Source organism: Mesorhizobium sp. M8A.F.Ca.ET.181.01.1.1, from assembly GCF_004792025.1.
Taxonomy (GTDB): Bacteria; Pseudomonadota; Alphaproteobacteria; order Rhizobiales; family Rhizobiaceae; genus Mesorhizobium.
On sequence record NZ_SRTV01000086.1, the window covers coordinates 1 to 374 of the forward strand.

Below are 374 nucleotides of genomic sequence, written 5' to 3' on the forward strand. Positions count from 1 at the left end.
GCCGAGCAGACAATCGCTGTGTTGCGCGAGCGCTCGCCGCTTTCCATGGCGGTATCGCTCGAGGTGGTGACGCGCGCGGAAGGCTCGATGGCGGACGTGCTGCGCGGCGATCTGGATCTCACGCGTTCCAGCTTTTTGCACGGCGACGCGGTGGAGGGCATTCGCGCGCGTATCGTCGATAAGGACAACGCGCCGCGCTGGCGTTTTGCGCGCATTGAAGACGTGAGTGCCGCCGACGTGGCTAAGATGTTCGAAAGCCCGTGGCCGGCGAGCGAGCATCCGCTGCTCGACTTGGGCAATTAGCCACGCAGTTGGCCGCGCAGCCGGCCGCAGTTAGCCAGGCAATCAGCTCTGCAGTTTGCCCTGCAATTGGC

At 64.7% G+C, this 374-nt stretch carries 1 protein-coding gene; it reads left to right on the forward strand.

The features are described from left to right. A partial coding sequence (locus EN824_RS33695) for an enoyl-CoA hydratase/isomerase family protein (protein ID WP_189522274.1) occupies positions 1-303 on the forward strand: 303 nt, incomplete at its 5' end. Positions 304-374 lie beyond the last annotated feature (71 nt).